Origin of the sequence: Actinokineospora bangkokensis, from assembly GCF_001940455.1 — a bacterium.
In the GTDB taxonomy this organism is placed as follows: domain Bacteria; phylum Actinomycetota; class Actinomycetes; order Mycobacteriales; family Pseudonocardiaceae; genus Actinokineospora; species Actinokineospora bangkokensis.
In genome coordinates, this window is the sequence record NZ_MKQR01000026.1 from 707,035 (window position 1) to 721,892 (window position 14,858).

Here is a 14,858-nt window from a genome sequence, read left to right on the forward strand (position 1 = left end):
GACTAGACCAGGGGGCTCCGATGAGCGCACTCGTGCTGGCCTGCGGAAACGCGACAGGTACCGCACGTCCGCCGGTGATCACCGACGGTGAGGTGGTCGAACTGGGCGCCCGGCCGGGGCGCGGCGCGCTGGACCCGCTGCTCAGGGCGTTCGACGGCGGCCGGTTGGTGGTGCTGGGCACCGACGCCGACCTGGCCGCGGTGGTGCTGCGGTTGATGCACAAGTCCCGGCTCGGTGACGTGGCCGTCGGGTACGTGCCGGACGACCCGGGGTCACGGGTGGCGGAGGTGTGGGGGTTGCCGCGCGACCGCGACGCGCAGGCGCGGGTGGCGTTCGAGGGCGAGGTGGACGCGGTCCCGCTGGTCCGCGACGACGCCGGGGGCTGCCTGGTGGGGCACGGGGTGATCGACCAGCCGCAGGGGGTCGTGTACTGCGACGACGCGGTGGCGCTGCGGGGCAGGGCGCGGCGGATCGAGGTGGCGCCGGACCTCGACGGCGGCCCGGGGCTTGTGGCGACGGTGACCCGCGGCGGGTTCTTCGGGCGCAAGGTGGAGCGGTTCCACTCCCGGGCGATGCAGGTGGGGTGCCTGCGGACGCGGTTCGAGCGCGACGGCGTGCCCACCGACGCGGCCAAGTGGACCTGGTACCGGCACACCGAGGACCTGCGGGCGGTGCGCGGGGTGCTGTGAGAGCAGCGGTGTTGACCGTGTGCGCACTACCGCTGTACCTGGTGGGCGCTTGACCCGCTTACTGGGTCCCTCAGACACGAGGGAGGCGCAGTGAAGCGAGTTGGTTGGGCGCTCGCGCTGGCCGGGGCTGCGGCGGTTGCCGTCGTGGCGGCCCCCGCCAGCTCGGCCGCCACGACGGACACCATCTCCAGCGACCGGGCGACGGTGCGGGAGTACCCGGGCCGGTTGGTGCTGGCGAACGGGGCGGCGGGCGACCGGGTCGAGCTCACCGCGTACTGCGGGGACTGGGTGCGCATCCGGGTCACCTCGACCGCGCACGTGATGGCGACGCCGGTGGGGTGGGTGCTGCGGTCGAACCTGACGAGGGGGTCGCAGTCCGGCGGCCTGTCGGGGGTGCCGGAGCAGTGCGGCACCGACGCCGACCGGTGGCGCGACTGGGTGGGGGCGATCAACGCGCCGTTCCACTCGCTGCGCAAGACCACCGCGGACGGGGTCACCGGGTGGCGGCGGATCACCTTCGGCACCCGGGTGACCCTGGCCGCGGGTGAGCAGTGCACGCCGTCGCTGAACTACACCCGGGTCACCGACGGGCCGGACGTGGTGGACCCGGCGCAGCGGGTGGCGCTGGACCTGGACACGGTGTCGTACCGGTACGTGACGCAGGACGGGTCGGTCGCCCTGGTGAGCGCGCAGCGGGCGGGCGGCAGCACCTACGGGGTGTGGTCGTTCGTGCCGTCGTCGTGCGTGCAGCCCCGGGGCCGCGAGCACGTGTACTTCGACGAGCCGGTGGTGCAGCTGACGGACATCAGCGGGCTCCAGACCGGCACCGCGTACTCCGACGCGACGATCCGCTCGCGCGGGTGCTCGGCGGGGCTGATCAGCCCGACCCGGCCCGCGTTCGGGTACTGGCCGGACCCGCAGCCCGCCAACCGGCCCGCGTGCCCGGTCTAGCGATCCGGCCGCCAGTGACACAGCGGTAACCCAGCGCTTCTACATTCAGTCGTCGGAGTGTCACTCAGTGGTGATGGGCGCTCCACCTGCACCCGGCATGGTCGTCCTGCCCTGCCGGTCCTCCTGACCCCCTGCACTGGAGGAGACATGAGCAAGTTCCGGGCGCTCGCGAGCGCCCTGCTGCTGTCCGCCGCGATGGTCATCGGCCTCGCGGGCACCGCCGCCGCGACCCCGCCGGGGATCCCGTCCGAGGCGACCGCGCGGTCGTACCTGTCGGGCCTCACCGTGCGCGCCGCGGGCTCGATGACCGGGTACTCCCGCGACCTGTTCCCGCACTGGATCACCATCTCCGGGGCCTGCAACACCCGCGAGACGGTGCTCAAGCGGGACGGGTCCTCGGTGGTCACCGACTCGTCCTGCGCGGCCGCCTCGGGCCGCTGGTACAGCCCCTACGACGGCGCGACCTGGTCGGCGGCCGCGGACGTGGACATCGACCACGTGGTGCCGCTGGCGAACGCGTGGCGCTCCGGCGCGGCGTCGTGGACCACGGCCAAGCGCCAGCAGCTGGCCAACGACCTGAGCGCGCCGCAGCTGATCGCCGTGACCGACAACGTCAACCAGGCCAAGGGCGACCAGGGCCCGGAGTCCTGGAAGCCGCCGCTGACCTCGTACTGGTGCACCTACGCGAAGATGTGGGTCGCGGTGAAGGACAAGTACGCGCTGTCGGTGACCTCGGCGGAGAAGTCGGCGCTGTCGTCGATGCTCGACCGCTGCTGACACCGCGGGCGGAGGGGCCCTCCCGGGCCCCTTCGCCCGTTCGGCCGTCGACCAAAGTTCCGACTCTCCCCGTATTCGCCGTCGATCGCCCGTGTGTCACCCGAAGGTATTGCCACCGCCACACGCCTCCGTCAGGGTCGTGATCGTTCCACGAACCGCATGAGGAGGAAGTGGCATGTTTTCGTCGGGGAAACTGCGCACTGCCGGTGTGACGGTCCTGCTGACCGCGGGCGCCCTGGTCGGCGCCGCGGGGACGGCCTCGGCCACCCCGCCGGGCATCCCGAGCCCGGCCACGGCGGCCTCGGAGCTGAGCGGGCTGACCGTGGCCGCGGACGGCTCCATGGACGGCTACTCCCGGGACGAGTTCCCGCACTGGCACACCGTCGAGGGCTCCTGCGACACCCGCGAGGAGGTCCTCAAGCGCGACGGCGACGGCGTGTCGGTCGACTCCTCGTGCAAGGCCACCGCGGGCAGCTGGACCAGCCCGTACGACGGGGAGACCTGGACCGAGACCTCGGACGTCGACATCGACCACATGGTGCCGCTGGCCGCCGCGTGGCGCTCCGGGGCCGCGGGCTGGACCACCGCCGAGCGCGAGGCGTTCGCCAACGACCTCGACGGCCCGCAGCTGTGGGCGGTGACCGACAACGTCAACCAGTCCAAGAGCGACCAGACCCCCGACCAGTGGAAGCCGCCGTCGGAGTCGGCCTGGTGCGAGTACGCCAGCGCGTACGTCCGCGTCAAGCACACCTGGGACCTCACGGTCACCTCCGCCGAGAAGGCCGCCCTGTCCGACATGCTGGGGACGTGCTGAGCGAATACGTCTCCCCCCTGACCGCGCCGCCCGGCGGCCTGATGACCGAGGACGCGGGCGCCATCACCGGCGACCTCGACCTCCGCAGCACCTGCACCGCCGACGGCGTCGTGCAGGTCAAGGTCCGCTACACCGGCGCCGAGGACTGGTACCGCGTCCGCGGCGGCCAGTGCAAGCTGTCCGACCCCGCCGACCACGGCGCCGTCCACGCCCTGCTCGTCGGCGTCCTCAACCGCCCGGCGGGCTGAACCCCCAGGTCAGGCCGCACCCGCCCCTCGGGTGCGGCCTGACCCGTCGCCCACTATTCGCAGTGTGTATACACTGAGAGAGTAGTAGCGGACGACGAGTCGGGGGACTTCCGAGATGGTGCTGACGCGAGCGGCGTGGACGACGGCGAAGATGTTCACCTCGCCCTACCTGGTCACCGGCCTGCTGCTGGGCGGCGCCGCACTGGCGTGGCTGGCCCTGCGCCTGGCCGACCACCGGCACTGGCCCCGCCTGCCCACCGCCGTCGCGGGCCTGGGCGCCGCACTCGCCATCGCCGTCACCCTCTGCCGGGGCGGCAACGACATCTCCGCCACCACCGCCGCCGCGGGCACCCTCTGCACCCTCAACGGCCCCTCGTGGTCCGGCCCCCTCCAACTGCTCAACCTCGCCATGCTCGCCCCGTTCGCCGCCGCCGCCACCCTCGCCACCCACCGGCCCTGGGCCGTCCTCGCGGCGTCGGCGACCCTCAGCGCGGCCATAGAACTCACCCAGACCCTCACCGCGCGAGGACTGTGCGAAACCGAGGACTTCGCCAACAACACCACCGGCGCCGCCCTGGCCGTCCTCGCCGCAGCCCTCCACCTCCGCTGGACGACCCACCCGCGCGGGCGGGGCGGGCCGGGCGAGGCGGGTGGTGCCCCGAGGGGCACCACCCGGGGGGATCAGAGGCCGATCGCCTGGTGGGCGGCGGGGTCGGAGTCGGCGAGGAAGGTGGCGCAGCGGTCGTACTCCTCGGTCTCGCCGATGGCCTTGGCGGCCTTGGCGAGGGCGCCGAGGGAGCGGAGGAAGCCCTGGTTGGGGCGGTGGTCCCAGGGGATGGGGCCGTGGCCCTTCCAGCCGGAGCGGCGGAGCTGGTCGAGGCCGCGGTGGTAGCCGGTGCGGGCGTAGGCGTACGCGGTGACGTCCTGGCCGTCGGCGAGGGCCTGCTCGGCGAGGGCGGCCCAGGCCGCGGAGAAGTCGGGGGCCCGCTTGATGAGGTCGACGGGGTCGGTGCCCGCGTCCAGCGCGTCCTGCAGCTCGGCCCGCTCCGGCAAGCGCGTGGGGTCCGGTCCGCCCAAGAGGTTCTGCATGGGGCCATGATGCCCGGGGTGGCACCGCCCCCGCCCGGTGGTCCGGGCGGGGGACGCGGTCCGCGACCACCCGGTCCGCACCACCGGTGCGGGTCGCGGGAGGGCCGCGGTCAGCCCGCGATCATGCGGCCCGCGGAGCCGAGGTGCTCGCAGGCCTGGGTGATGCGGGTGGCCATGGCGGTCTCGGCGGCCTTGAGGTAGCTGCGGGGGTCGTAGGCCTTCTTGTTGCCGACCTCGCCGTCGACCTTGAGGACGCCGTCGTAGTTGGTGAACATGTGGGCGGCGATGGGGCGGGTGAAGGCGTACTGGGTGTCGGTGTCGATGTTCATCTTCACCACGCCGTAGGAGACCGCTTCCTGGATCTCCTCCAGCAGGGAGCCGGAGCCGCCGTGGAAGACCAGGTCGAAGGGCTTGCTGCCCGGGGCGAGGCCCAGCTTGTCGGTGACGACCTCCTGGCCCTGCTTGAGGATCTCCGGGCGCAGCTTGACGTTGCCGGGCTTGTAGACGCCGTGGACGTTGCCGAAGGTGGCGGCCAGCAGGTAGCGGCCGCGGTCGCCGGTGCCCAGGGCCTCGACGGTCTTGATGTAGTCGTCGGGGCTGGTGTAGAGCTTGTCGTTGATCTCGTTGGCGACGCCGTCCTCCTCGCCGCCGACCACGCCGACCTCGATCTCCAGGACGATGCGGGCCTTGGCCGCCGCGGCGAGCAGGTCGGCGGCGATCTCCAGGTTCTCCTCCAGCGGCACCGCCGAGCCGTCCCACATGTGCGACTGGAACAGCGGGTTGCCGCCGCCGTCCACGCGCTCCTGGCTGATGGCGATCAGCGGGCGGACGTAGCCGTCGAGCTTGTCCTTGGGGCAGTGGTCGGTGTGCAGCGCGATGTTCACCGGGTACTTGGCGGCGACCACGTGGGCGAACTCGGCCAGCGCCACCGCGCCGGTCACCATGTCCTTGACCTTGGTGCCGGAGGCGAACTCGGCCCCCCCGGTGGAGACCTGGATGATGCCGTCGCTCTCGGCTTCCGCGAAGCCGCGCAGGGCCGCGTTGAGCGTCTCCGACGACGTCACGTTGATGGCGGGGTAAGCGAACTCGCTCGCCTTGGCCCGGTCCAGCATCTGCGCGTAGACCTCGGGTGTGGCGATGGGCATCGGTGCTCCTCCTCGGGGTGGTGCGCTGTCGCCCGGATCCTACGAGCAGCGCGCGCCCCGCCGCTCCGTCAGCGCGGCCACACGACCTCCGGTCGGACCGATCCAGAGAGCGATCACACAGCCCGGTCAGGCCGTCAGCGCGGGCCCGAGCCTGCGGTAGGCGGCCAGCGCGGGCCCCTCCTCGTCGGTGAGCACCTGCACGCACACGTGGTCGGCGCCCGCGGCCAGGTGCTCGTCCACGCGCGCCTTCACCGCGTCCTCGTCGCCCCAGGCCACCAGGGCGTCGACGAGCCGGTCGCTGCCCTTGACGTCGTCCTCGGAGAAGCCCAGGCGGCGCCAGTTGTTCGTGTAGTTCGGCATGCCGAAGTACGGGGTGAGGTGGCGCCGCGCGGTCTCCCTGGCCTTGGCCGGGTCGGTCTCCAGCAGCACGTGCTGCTCGGGGGCCAGCAGGGCGGTGCCGAGCACCTCGCGGGCCTGGGCGGTGTGCTCCGGGGTGACCAGGTAGGGCAGCGCGCCCCGGGTGCGGCTCGCGGCCAGCTCCAGCGACCGGGGGCCCTGCACGCCCAGCGCCACCGCGTCCGCGGGGACGGCGAGCTGGTCGAGGTACTCGACGAGCTTGGTGTAGGGCTTGGCGTAGGTCTTGTCGGTGATGGCCTCGACGACGACCTGGTGGCTGGCGCCGAGGCCGAGCACGAACCGGTCGGGGTGGCGGGTGGCGATGCGGTCGAAGGCGGTGGCGATGCCCGCCGGGCCGTCGGCCCAGATGTTGACGATGCTCGTGCCCACCGCCAGCGCGCGGGTGCCCGCCAGCAGGGTGTCGACGATGGCGAGGTCACCACCGGGGTTGACGCCCAGCCACAGCGCGCCGAAGCCCAGCTCCTCGACCTCGGCGGCCGCGTCGGCGCGGTCCACCCACGCGGTGTGCGCGGCCCAGACGCCCACCCGGCCCAGCTCGGCAGCCATCCGCCCTCCATCCGCTCGGCAGGACCGAGATCCTACAACCGGCGGGCAGCGGCGCAGGACGAGTAGGTTCGGGCCATGGCGAACATCGGCTCATCGGACCTGGACGTCTTCCCCCTCAACCTCGGCGGCAACGTCTTCGGCTGGACCGCGGACGAGGCGGCCTCGGCGGCCGTGCTCGACGCGTACACCGAGGCGGGCGGCAACTTCGTCGACACCGCGGACGTGTACTCGGCGTGGGCCCCCGGCAACTCCGGTGGCGAGTCCGAGCGGGTGCTGGGCGGTTGGATGGCCGCGCGGGGCAACCGGTCGCAGGTCGTGGTGGCGACGAAGGTGGGCTCGCACCCGGAGCGCAAGGGCTTGCGGGCGGAGAACATCCTGGCCGCAGCGGACGACTCGCTCCAGCGCCTGGGCACCGACTACATCGATCTCTACTACGTGCACCGCGACGACGACCACGACATCCCGGTCGAGGAGTTCCTGGGCGCGTTCGGGCAGCTCGTCGAGGCGGGGAAGGTGCGCTACATCGCCGCGTCGAACATGACCCCCGAGCGGCTGGAGGCGTCGTTCGCGGCGGCCGAGGCGGACGCGGGCCTGCCCAGGTTCGTCGCGCTCCAGCCCAACTACAACCTCGTCGACCGGGCGGACTACGAGTCGACTTACCCGGAGGTCGTGGCCAAGCACAACCTGGGCGTGCTGCCCTACTGGTCGCTGGCGAGCGGCTTCCTCACCGGCAAGTACCGCGACGGCGCCACCGTGCACAGCCAGCGCGCGTCGGGGGCGAGCAAGCACCTCAACGACCGCGGCCGCAAGGTCCTCGCGGCGCTGGACCACGTCGCCGAGGGGCACGGGGTGCCGGTGGCGGCGGTGGCGCTGGCCTGGTTGAAGGCGCAGCCGGGCATCGTCGCGCCGATCGCGAGCGCGCGGACGGTGGAGCAGCTGGCGGACCTGCTGCCGGTGGCGACCCTGGAGCTGTCGGCGGACGAGCTGGCCGCGCTCACGGCCGCCTCGGAGTGACGCGCGACACCTGTTACTCGCGGTAGCTTACTCGGGGTAAGTTGCGCTACGGTCGGGTCCTCCACCCACTCGTTCGAGGAGGAACGCCGATGGGCGCGACGAACCTGCTGGCCCGGCCGCGCAGCGTGCGGGGCAAGGTCATCCTCATCACCGGGGCCGCGCGCGGGTTCGGCGCCGGGCTGGCCAAGCGGCTGGCCCGGCGCGGGGCGAAGGTGGCCCTGGTGGGCCTGGAGCCCGAGGTGATGCGCGAGGTCGCCGCCGAGTGCGGGCCGGACGCGGCGGTGTTCGAGGCCGACGTCACCGACTGGCAGGCCCTGGAGGCCGCCACCGCCGGGGTCGTCGAGCGGTTCGGGCGCATCGACATCGTGGTGGCCAACGCGGGCATCGCCGCGGCGGGCTTCATCCGCTCGATCGACCCGAAGGCGTTCGAGAAGACCATCGAGGTCGACCTGCTCGGCGTCTGGCGGACCGTGCGCACCACGCTGCCGCACGTCATCGAGGCCAAGGGCTACGTGCTCATCGTGTCGTCGTTCGCCGCGATCGCGCACGCCCCGGCGATGGCCGCCTACGCCGCGGCCAAGGCGGGCGTGGAGGCGTTCGGCAACAGCCTGCGCGCCGAGGTCAAGCACCTGGGCGTGCGGGTGGGCATCGCGCACCCGTCGTGGATCGCCACCGACCTGGTCAACGGCGCCGACGAGCACCCGGTGTTCGGCCCGCTGCGCCGCTCCATGCCGGGCCCGCTGGGCAAGGCGTACCCGGTGCCGCTGGCGCTGGACGCGCTGGAGAAGGGCCTGCTGCGCCGCGACCGCACCATCCACGTCCCCGGCTGGGTGGGCCTGCTCAAGCTGGTCCGCTGGTCGATCCCGCTGACCATCGAGCAGGGCGCGAAGTTCACCGGCAACATCGTCGCGAAGGCCGACAAGGCCGCGCTGGAGGACATCGCCGAGCGCGGTGCCGAGGTGTCGTCGCGGCCGGTGGGCGCGGGCGGCGAGGCCGCCATGAAGTCCGGCGCGCGCACCGCGCAGGCGCCGCGCTGAACCGAGCGGGGCCACGCGGGCCTGGGCTATAAACCGGGGCGACGAGGGCGCAGGCCCGCGGGAGGAGAGCGATGTCGAGGCGCGCGCAGATCGTGATGACCGACGAGGAGGTCGCCGCCTTCCTGGCCGAGGAGCGGGTGGTCACCGTGGCCACGCTGGGCCCCGGCGGCAGGCCGCACCTCGCGCCGCTGTGGTACGTGCCCGAGGGCGCGGTGCTGCGCGGGTGGACCTACGGCAGCTCGCAGAAGGTGGCCAACCTGCGCAGGCTCGCCCAGGCCACCCTGCTCGTCGAGGCGGGCGACAGCTACGAGCTGCTGCGCGGGGTGTCGCTGGAGTGCGACGTCGAGGTGGTCGACGCCCCCGAGCGCGTTGCCGCCATCGGGGTCGACGTGCTGACCAGGTACGCGGGCAGCCCGGAGGTCGCCGCGTCGGCCACCCAGTTCGTCCGGGTGCAGGCGGCCAAGCGCGTCGGCCTGGTCTTCACGCCCACCAAGGTCGTCAGCTGGGACCACCGCAAGCTCGACGGCGGGTACTAGTTCTCATTTCTCCCGCCACCCGCCCCCTTTCTTATTTCTCCCGCCACCCGCCCCCTCGTCCCCGCCCGGCATCGTCCCCCAGCCGGCACCACGGCCTGCCCCGTGCGGGGCAGGCCGGAACCGGCGCCGGGGTGGCGCTTCCCCGCCCGTGGCGCTGGTCAGGGTTGGGCGATGCGGCCGAGGACCGGCTTCCACTCGCGCACGACCTGCCGGGCCACCACGCCCTCGGTCGTGTACGGGTCGGCGGCGAGGACGGCGTCCAGCTCGGCGCGGTCGGCGACGGCGGCGATGAACATGCCGCCGAGGTCGTCGCCCCACGGCCCAGCGCCCACCACCACGCCGCGGTCGACCAGCGCGCGCAGGTAGTCGCGGTGGGCCGGGCGGGTGGCCTGGAGCAGGTCGCGGTCGTCGGTGTAGGTGGTGTCGATGATGAACCAGGTCATGGGGGTGATCCTCGCACCGCCGTTCCCACCGGAGGGCGGTGTGCTCACCACCTGGGACCGGTAGGGTTCCAGCGTGGCAGGGGACGGCGGTCGACACTCCGGTGAGCACACTCCCGCGCGCGGGGGGCAGGTCGAGGGGCAGGCGGAGCGCAGCGTCGAGCAGACGCTGACGCGGTTGCGCGCCATCGACACCCGCACGGCCCCGCCCCCGGCGCCCGAGGCGCCGCTCACCCTCGAAGACCTCTACCGCACGCACCGCATGCGGCTCATCCGCCTGGCGCTGCTGCTGGTCGACGAGCCCGCCACGGCCGAGGACGTGGTGCAGGAGGCGTTCACCGGGCTGCACCGCAACTGGGGGAACCTGCGCGACGCCGCCGCCGCCGTCGGCTACCTGCGCACCGCGGTGGTCAACGGCTCGCGCAGCGTGCTGCGCAGGCGCAAGACCGCCCGCGAGTACACCCCGCCGCACGCGGTGAACGCGCGCTCGGCGGAGAGCCTGGCGATGCTGACCGCCGAGCACCAGGGCGTCGTGCGGGCGCTGTCGCAGCTGCCGCCGCGCCAGCGCGAGGTGCTGGTGCTGCGCTACTACGGCAACCTCACCGAGGCGGAGATCGCCGAGGCGGCGGGCATCTCCAAGGGTACGGTGAAGTCGACGGCCAGCCGGGCCCTGGAGGCGCTGCAGAAGATCATGAACCAGCCCTGACGCGCACCCCTCCGGGTCATATTTGGTCCAGACCATTGCGGTCCAGACCAATTCTTGCCAGTGTTGGCGGCTGGCGGCGGACACCCTCGGAGGGGCGTGGGATGGCGGGACAGGTCATCGCGGGCGGCAGGCTGGTCACCCCGGACGGGGTGCTCGACGACGGCTGGCTGCTGGTGGAGGACGGCCACATCGCCGCGCTGGGCACCGGTGAGCCGCCGCGCGCCGAGGAGGTGCTCGACGCCGCGGGCTCCTGGGTGGTGCCCGGCTTCGTCGACATCCACTGCCACGGCGGCGGCGGGGCGGCGTTCACCAGCGCCCGCGCCGAGGACGTGCGCCGGGCCGCCGACGCGCACGCCGCGCACGGCACCACCACCCTGGTCGCGAGCCTGGTGTCGCGGCCGGTCCCCGAGCTGGTCGAGCAGGTCGCGGCGCTGCGCGAGCTGGTCGAGGAGGGCCTGGTCGCGGGCATCCACCTGGAGGGCCCGTTCCTGTCGGCCGCCCGCTGCGGCGCGCACGACCCGGCCGTGCTGCGCGCCCCGGACCGCGGGTCCGTCGCCGCGCTGCTGGCCGCGGGCCGCGGTGCCGTGCGGATGGTCACCCTCGCCCCCGAGCTGCCCGGCTCCACCACCGCCGTCCGCCAGCTCGTCGACGGCGGGGCGATCGCCGCCCTCGGCCACACCGACGCCGAGGAGGCGCAGGTGCTGCCCGCCGTGGACGCGGGCGCCACGGTGGCGACCCACCTGTTCAACGGGATGCGCCCGCTGCACCACCGGGAGGCGGGCCCCATCGGCGCCCTGCTCGACGACGACCGGGTCAGCGTGGAGCTGATCTGCGACCTGGTGCACCTGAGCCCCACCGTCGTCCGGCTGGCCGCCCGGCACGCGGGCCCCGACCGCACGGTCCTGGTCACCGACGCCATCGCCGCCGCCGCCGCGGGTGACGGCCGCTACGACCTCGGCGGCCTGTCCGTCGACGTCCGCCAGGGCGTGCCCACCCTCGCCGACACCGGCGCGCTCGCGGGCAGCAGCCTCACCATGGACACCGCCTTCCGCAACCTGGTGCACCACTGCGGCCTCGACGTCACCGACGCGGTCCAGGCCACCGCCACCCGCCCCGCCGCGCTGCTGGGCCTGGCGGACACCACCGGCAAGCTGGCCAAGGGCCTCGCCGCCGACCTCGTCCTGCTCGACCGCGACCTCTGCCTCACCCGCGTGTGCCGCCGCGGCACCTGGTCGGAGCCGCACGCCCTCACCCGCGCCTGAGTAGGGTCGGGGGCATGGGCGAAGCGGATCCGGAGCGGCTGCTCGCCGAGGCGTTGCGGGCCCAGGCCGCCCGGACCCCGGTGGGGCACGGCGACGGGACCGCGGGCACGCCCGGCGAGCCGGTGGCCGGGTCCGGGGGGACCACGGGGCCGGTGGCGGGGTACGGGCTGCTCTCCGGCAGCGACCTGCCGCTGGCGCTGGGCACCGGGGCGGTGGACCGACGGCCGGAGCGGACCGCGCGGCTGCGGGAGCCGGAGGCGCCCCGGGCGTGGTGGGTACTCGGGTTGGCCGTGATGCTGGGGGTGGCGGCGGGCGCCGTCGTGGGGTTGCTGACGCTGATCTAGGCGAACCGGGCATAACCGGCGCCCAGGCTCTCAGCCCGCGCACAAGCGCGCCCTGTACCTTGGCCCCCGTGCACGCGACAGATCTGCCCGTGACCATGGCCCTGCTGCCCAGCTGGCTCGACCCCGAGGTGATCCTCAGCGGGCTGGGCGGGTTCCTGGTGCCCGGCCTGTGCCTGATCATCTTCGCCGAGTGCGGCCTGCTGCTCGGGTTCTTCCTGCCCGGCGACTCGCTGCTGTTCACCGCGGGGCTGTTCATCGCCAAGGAGGCCGCGGGCGACGGGCTGGTGGACATGCCGCCGCTGTGGCTGACCTGCCTGCTGCTCACCGCGTGCGCGTTCCTGGGCAACGTCGTGGGGTACTGGATCGGCGCCAAGGCCGGGCCCGCGCTGTTCAACAAGCCGGACTCCAGGCTGTTCAAGCAGGAGCACGTCACCAAGACCCACGAGTTCTTCGAGAAGTACGGGCCGCGGGCGATCGTGCTGGCGCGGTTCGTGCCGGTCATCCGGACCTTCATCACCGCCGTGGCCGGGGTGGGGCGGATGGACGCGCGGAAGTTCTTCTCCTACTCGGCCGTCGGCGCGGTGCTGTGGGCCAGCGGGGTGACCGTGCTCGGGTACTTCCTCGGGCAGATCGACTTCATCCACCGCAACCTCGAAGCCATGCTCGTGCTGATCGTGTTCATCTCGATCGTGCCGATCATCGTCGAGTACGTGAAGGCGCGGCGGGAGCGCAAGCGCGCCGCCTGAGCGGTCAGGGCGCGGCCCACACCTGCTGGGCGGCGGTCACCGCCGCCGCGTGGTAGGGCGGCAGCAGCCCGCCGTCGGCGATGACGTCCAGCGGCCAGCGCTGCTGGGTGCGCACCCACACCCGGGCGGCCAGGGTGCCCAGCACGCTCAGCTCGTCCACCCCCGCCGCCACCTGCACCAGGTGCACCCAGGTGGGGCGGTTGGGGGCCTCCGGCAGCGGGTCGCGCCAGGCCCGGCGGACGCGGCGGGCGCCCAGCGGCGGGGCCTCGGCGGCCAGCACCCGGTCGACCGGGGTGGGGTCCGGGGCCTCCGGCGGCCCGGTCGGGCTGAACCGGTAGGCGGGCGGCGGGGCCAGGTCGGCCAGCGCCAGGTCGGCGCGCGCGAGGTCGGCGGTCGAGGGGTCCTCGGCGGCCAGCGCGCGCACCAGCGCCGCCTCCTGGGTGGTGACCGCGACCCCCTCGGCCTGGAGGTTGAGCACCAGCGCGGCGACGGCCAGCCCGTGCTCGCCCGCGGCGAACCAGGACTGCACCACCGCGACCACCTCGTCCGACAACCGGCCGGACAGCCTGCGCGCGACCTCGGTCGCGGTGGCGTGGTGTGCGACGTCCACTCGACGGCTCCCCTGGGCTGAGCGGGTGGGCGGGCGCCCGGTGCGGTGTACGGTATCGGTCAGCCGGGGTCCTGGTCGAACATGGACCCGGGGTTGAACAGGTTGCCGGGATCGAGCGCGGCCTTGACCGCGCGGTGCGCGCGCAGCCCCACCGGGCCGATCTCCCTGGCCAGCCACTCCCGCTTGACCTTGCCCACGCCGTGCTCGCCGGTGACGGTGCCGCCCAGCGCCAGGCCCGCGGCGAGGATGTCCTCGAACGCCCGGTGGGCGCGCGCGGCCTCGTCGGCGGAGGTGGGGTCGTAGACGATCGTGGGGTGCATGTTGCCGTCGCCCGCGTGCCCGACGACGGCGACCTTGAGGCCGACCTCGGCGCTGATCCGCTCGCACGCCTCGATCAGCTCGGTGATGCGGGTGCGCGGCACGCACACGTCGTCGGTGAGCCAGGTCCCGTAGACCTCCAGTGCCATGAGCACCGCGCGCCGGGCGGCCAGCAGCAGCTGCCCCTCGGCCAGGTCGAACGTGGTGTGCACCAGCTCGGCGCCCGCGTCCGCGCACACCTGCTCCACCCTGGCCAGCTCCGCCCGCGCCGCCTCGCCGCCGGAGTCGGACTGGCACAGCAGCAGCGCCGCGCAGCCGCGCCCGGCGCCCAGCTCGGTCTTGAGGTGCTCCTCGACCGCGGCGATGGACACCGAGTCCATGATCTCCATCAGCGACGGCACGACCCCCTCGCGCACCACCCGGCTGACCGCCGTGCCCGCCGCGGCGACGGTGCCGAACGCGGCGACGAGCGTGCCGGGCGCCTGGGGGAGCGGGCGCAGGGCGAGGGTGGCCTGGGTGACGATCCCGAGGGTGCCCTCGCTGCCGGTGAACAACGACGTGAGGTCGTAGCCCGCGACTCCCTTGACCGTGCGGCGGCCGGTGCGCAGCACCTCGCCGTCGGCGAGCACCACCTCCAGGCCGAGCACCGAATCGGTGGTGACCCCGTATTTGACGCAGCAGAGGCCGCCCGCGTTGGTGGCGATGTTGCCGCCGATCGTGCACCAGTCATAACTCGAGGGGTCGGGGGGGTAGAACAGCCCGTGCTTTTCCACCGCGGCGCGCAGGTCGAGGTTCACCACGCCCGGTTCCACCACGGCCAGCCGGTTGTCCGCGTCCACCTCGACGATGGCGTTCATCCGGGTCGTGACGAGCACGACGCAGCCGTCGACGGCGTTGGCCGCACCGCTGAGCCCGCTGCCCGCGCCGCGCGGCACGATCGGGACACCGGCCTCCGCGCAGGCCCGGACGACCGCCTGGACCTGGGGGGTGCTCTCCGGCAGCACCACCGCGAGCGGGGTGCCCGCGGGGGCCAGCGGCATCATGTCGCGGCTGTAGCCGGCGACCACGTCGGCGTCCGTCAGGACGGCGCCATCGCCCAGCGCTGTCCGCAAGCGGTCTATCAGGCCCTCGGTGTCCACCCGAAGACGTTAACCCGTGAGCGCTATTCG

Annotated in this window: 18 protein-coding genes and 1 pseudogene; 13 read left to right on the forward strand and 6 right to left on the reverse strand. The window is 73.7% G+C overall.

Annotated features, from left to right (window positions below; genetic code table 11):
- The first annotated feature begins 20 nt into the window (after nucleotides 1-20).
- From BJP25_RS26030 to BJP25_RS36590, 6 genes and pseudogenes are all read left to right on the forward strand, one after another.
- Nucleotides 21-689, forward strand: a complete 669-nt coding sequence (locus BJP25_RS26030) for a hypothetical protein (RefSeq protein WP_075977586.1) — start codon at nucleotides 21-23, stop codon at nucleotides 687-689.
- 90 nt (nucleotides 690-779) lie between these two features.
- Entirely contained in the window at nucleotides 780-1,640 is an 861-nt protein-coding gene (locus BJP25_RS26035) for a hypothetical protein (protein ID WP_143219300.1), read from the forward strand.
- Between the two features lie 147 nt (nucleotides 1,641-1,787).
- A complete protein-coding gene (locus BJP25_RS26040; RefSeq protein WP_075977588.1) occupies nucleotides 1,788-2,417 on the forward strand; it encodes an HNH endonuclease family protein in 630 nt (209 codons plus the stop codon).
- A 175-nt stretch (nucleotides 2,418-2,592) separates the two neighbouring features.
- On the forward strand, nucleotides 2,593-3,231 hold the full coding sequence (locus tag BJP25_RS26045; protein WP_075977589.1) for an HNH endonuclease family protein: 639 nt from the start codon (nucleotides 2,593-2,595) through the stop codon (nucleotides 3,229-3,231).
- Nucleotides 3,225-3,479 (forward strand): hypothetical protein, encoded by a 255-nt coding sequence (locus tag BJP25_RS26050; protein ID WP_233158255.1) that lies wholly within the window; start codon nucleotides 3,225-3,227, stop codon nucleotides 3,477-3,479. The genes BJP25_RS26045 and BJP25_RS26050 overlap by 7 nt, the downstream gene beginning before the upstream one ends.
- 151 nt (nucleotides 3,480-3,630) lie before the next feature.
- Nucleotides 3,631-4,062: pseudogene (locus BJP25_RS36590) on the forward strand (VanZ family protein); the annotation flags it as partial.
- A gap of 98 nt (nucleotides 4,063-4,160) precedes the next feature.
- On the opposite strand, the gene BJP25_RS26060 reads toward BJP25_RS36590, so the two are convergent.
- From BJP25_RS26060 to BJP25_RS26070, 3 genes are all read right to left on the reverse strand, one after another.
- The gene (locus BJP25_RS26060) at nucleotides 4,161-4,568 is read right to left on the reverse strand and encodes a DUF3151 domain-containing protein (RefSeq protein WP_075977591.1); all 408 of its coding nucleotides are present in this window, start codon (nucleotides 4,566-4,568) and stop codon (nucleotides 4,161-4,163) included.
- A gap of 110 nt (nucleotides 4,569-4,678) precedes the next feature.
- Complete coding sequence (fbaA, locus tag BJP25_RS26065; RefSeq protein ID WP_075977592.1) at nucleotides 4,679-5,713, reverse strand: class II fructose-bisphosphate aldolase; 1,035 nt, start codon at nucleotides 5,711-5,713, stop codon at nucleotides 4,679-4,681.
- Between the two features lie 126 nt (nucleotides 5,714-5,839).
- A complete protein-coding gene (locus tag BJP25_RS26070; protein ID WP_075977593.1) occupies nucleotides 5,840-6,676 on the reverse strand; it encodes an LLM class F420-dependent oxidoreductase in 837 nt (278 codons plus the stop codon).
- Nucleotides 6,677-6,751: 75 nt separating this feature from the next.
- Between BJP25_RS26070 and BJP25_RS26075 the strand changes: the two genes are divergently transcribed.
- The 3 genes from BJP25_RS26075 (at nucleotide 6,752) to BJP25_RS26085 (ending at nucleotide 9,263) form a co-directional block, all read left to right on the forward strand.
- Nucleotides 6,752-7,690, forward strand: coding sequence for an aldo/keto reductase (locus BJP25_RS26075; protein ID WP_075977594.1), 939 nt, complete (start codon nucleotides 6,752-6,754; stop codon nucleotides 7,688-7,690).
- Nucleotides 7,691-7,779: 89 nt separating this feature from the next.
- Nucleotides 7,780-8,727 carry a short-chain dehydrogenase/reductase gene (locus BJP25_RS26080; protein ID WP_075977595.1) on the forward strand — a complete coding sequence of 316 codons (948 nt, stop codon included), beginning with the start codon at nucleotides 7,780-7,782 and terminating at the stop codon, nucleotides 8,725-8,727.
- A gap of 71 nt (nucleotides 8,728-8,798) precedes the next feature.
- Nucleotides 8,799-9,263, forward strand: a complete 465-nt coding sequence (locus BJP25_RS26085; protein WP_075977596.1) for a pyridoxamine 5'-phosphate oxidase family protein — start codon at nucleotides 8,799-8,801, stop codon at nucleotides 9,261-9,263.
- Nucleotides 9,264-9,421: 158 nt separating this feature from the next.
- On the opposite strand, the gene BJP25_RS26090 is transcribed toward BJP25_RS26085, so the two are convergent.
- Entirely contained in the window at nucleotides 9,422-9,706 is a 285-nt protein-coding gene (locus tag BJP25_RS26090; RefSeq protein ID WP_075977597.1) for a YciI family protein, read from the reverse strand.
- Between the two features lie 73 nt (nucleotides 9,707-9,779).
- Here BJP25_RS26090 and BJP25_RS26095 point away from each other — a divergent pair, with 73 nt between their 5' ends.
- The 4 genes from BJP25_RS26095 to BJP25_RS26110 all read left to right on the forward strand — a co-directional run bounded on the left by BJP25_RS26095 (nucleotide 9,780) and on the right by BJP25_RS26110 (nucleotide 12,761).
- Entirely contained in the window at nucleotides 9,780-10,409 is a 630-nt protein-coding gene (locus BJP25_RS26095; protein WP_075977598.1) for a SigE family RNA polymerase sigma factor, read from the forward strand.
- Nucleotides 10,410-10,510: 101 nt separating this feature from the next.
- Nucleotides 10,511-11,671 (forward strand): N-acetylglucosamine-6-phosphate deacetylase, encoded by a 1,161-nt coding sequence (gene nagA, locus BJP25_RS26100; RefSeq protein WP_075977599.1) that lies wholly within the window; start codon nucleotides 10,511-10,513, stop codon nucleotides 11,669-11,671.
- 14 nt (nucleotides 11,672-11,685) lie between these two features.
- Entirely contained in the window at nucleotides 11,686-12,015 is a 330-nt protein-coding gene (locus BJP25_RS26105) for a hypothetical protein (protein ID WP_075977600.1), read from the forward strand.
- 95 nt (nucleotides 12,016-12,110) lie between these two features.
- Complete coding sequence (locus BJP25_RS26110; protein WP_075977854.1) at nucleotides 12,111-12,761, forward strand: DedA family protein; 651 nt, start codon at nucleotides 12,111-12,113, stop codon at nucleotides 12,759-12,761.
- A gap of 4 nt (nucleotides 12,762-12,765) precedes the next feature.
- Here BJP25_RS26110 and BJP25_RS36360 read toward each other — a convergent pair whose 3' ends face one another.
- Both BJP25_RS36360 and BJP25_RS26120 read right to left on the reverse strand, forming a co-directional pair.
- Nucleotides 12,766-13,371, reverse strand: a complete 606-nt coding sequence (locus BJP25_RS36360) for a hypothetical protein (protein ID WP_075977601.1) — start codon at nucleotides 13,369-13,371, stop codon at nucleotides 12,766-12,768.
- A 59-nt stretch (nucleotides 13,372-13,430) separates the two neighbouring features.
- Nucleotides 13,431-14,828, reverse strand: coding sequence for an FAD-binding oxidoreductase (locus BJP25_RS26120; protein ID WP_075977602.1), 1,398 nt, complete (start codon nucleotides 14,826-14,828; stop codon nucleotides 13,431-13,433).
- Between the last annotated feature and the right edge of the window lie 30 nt (nucleotides 14,829-14,858).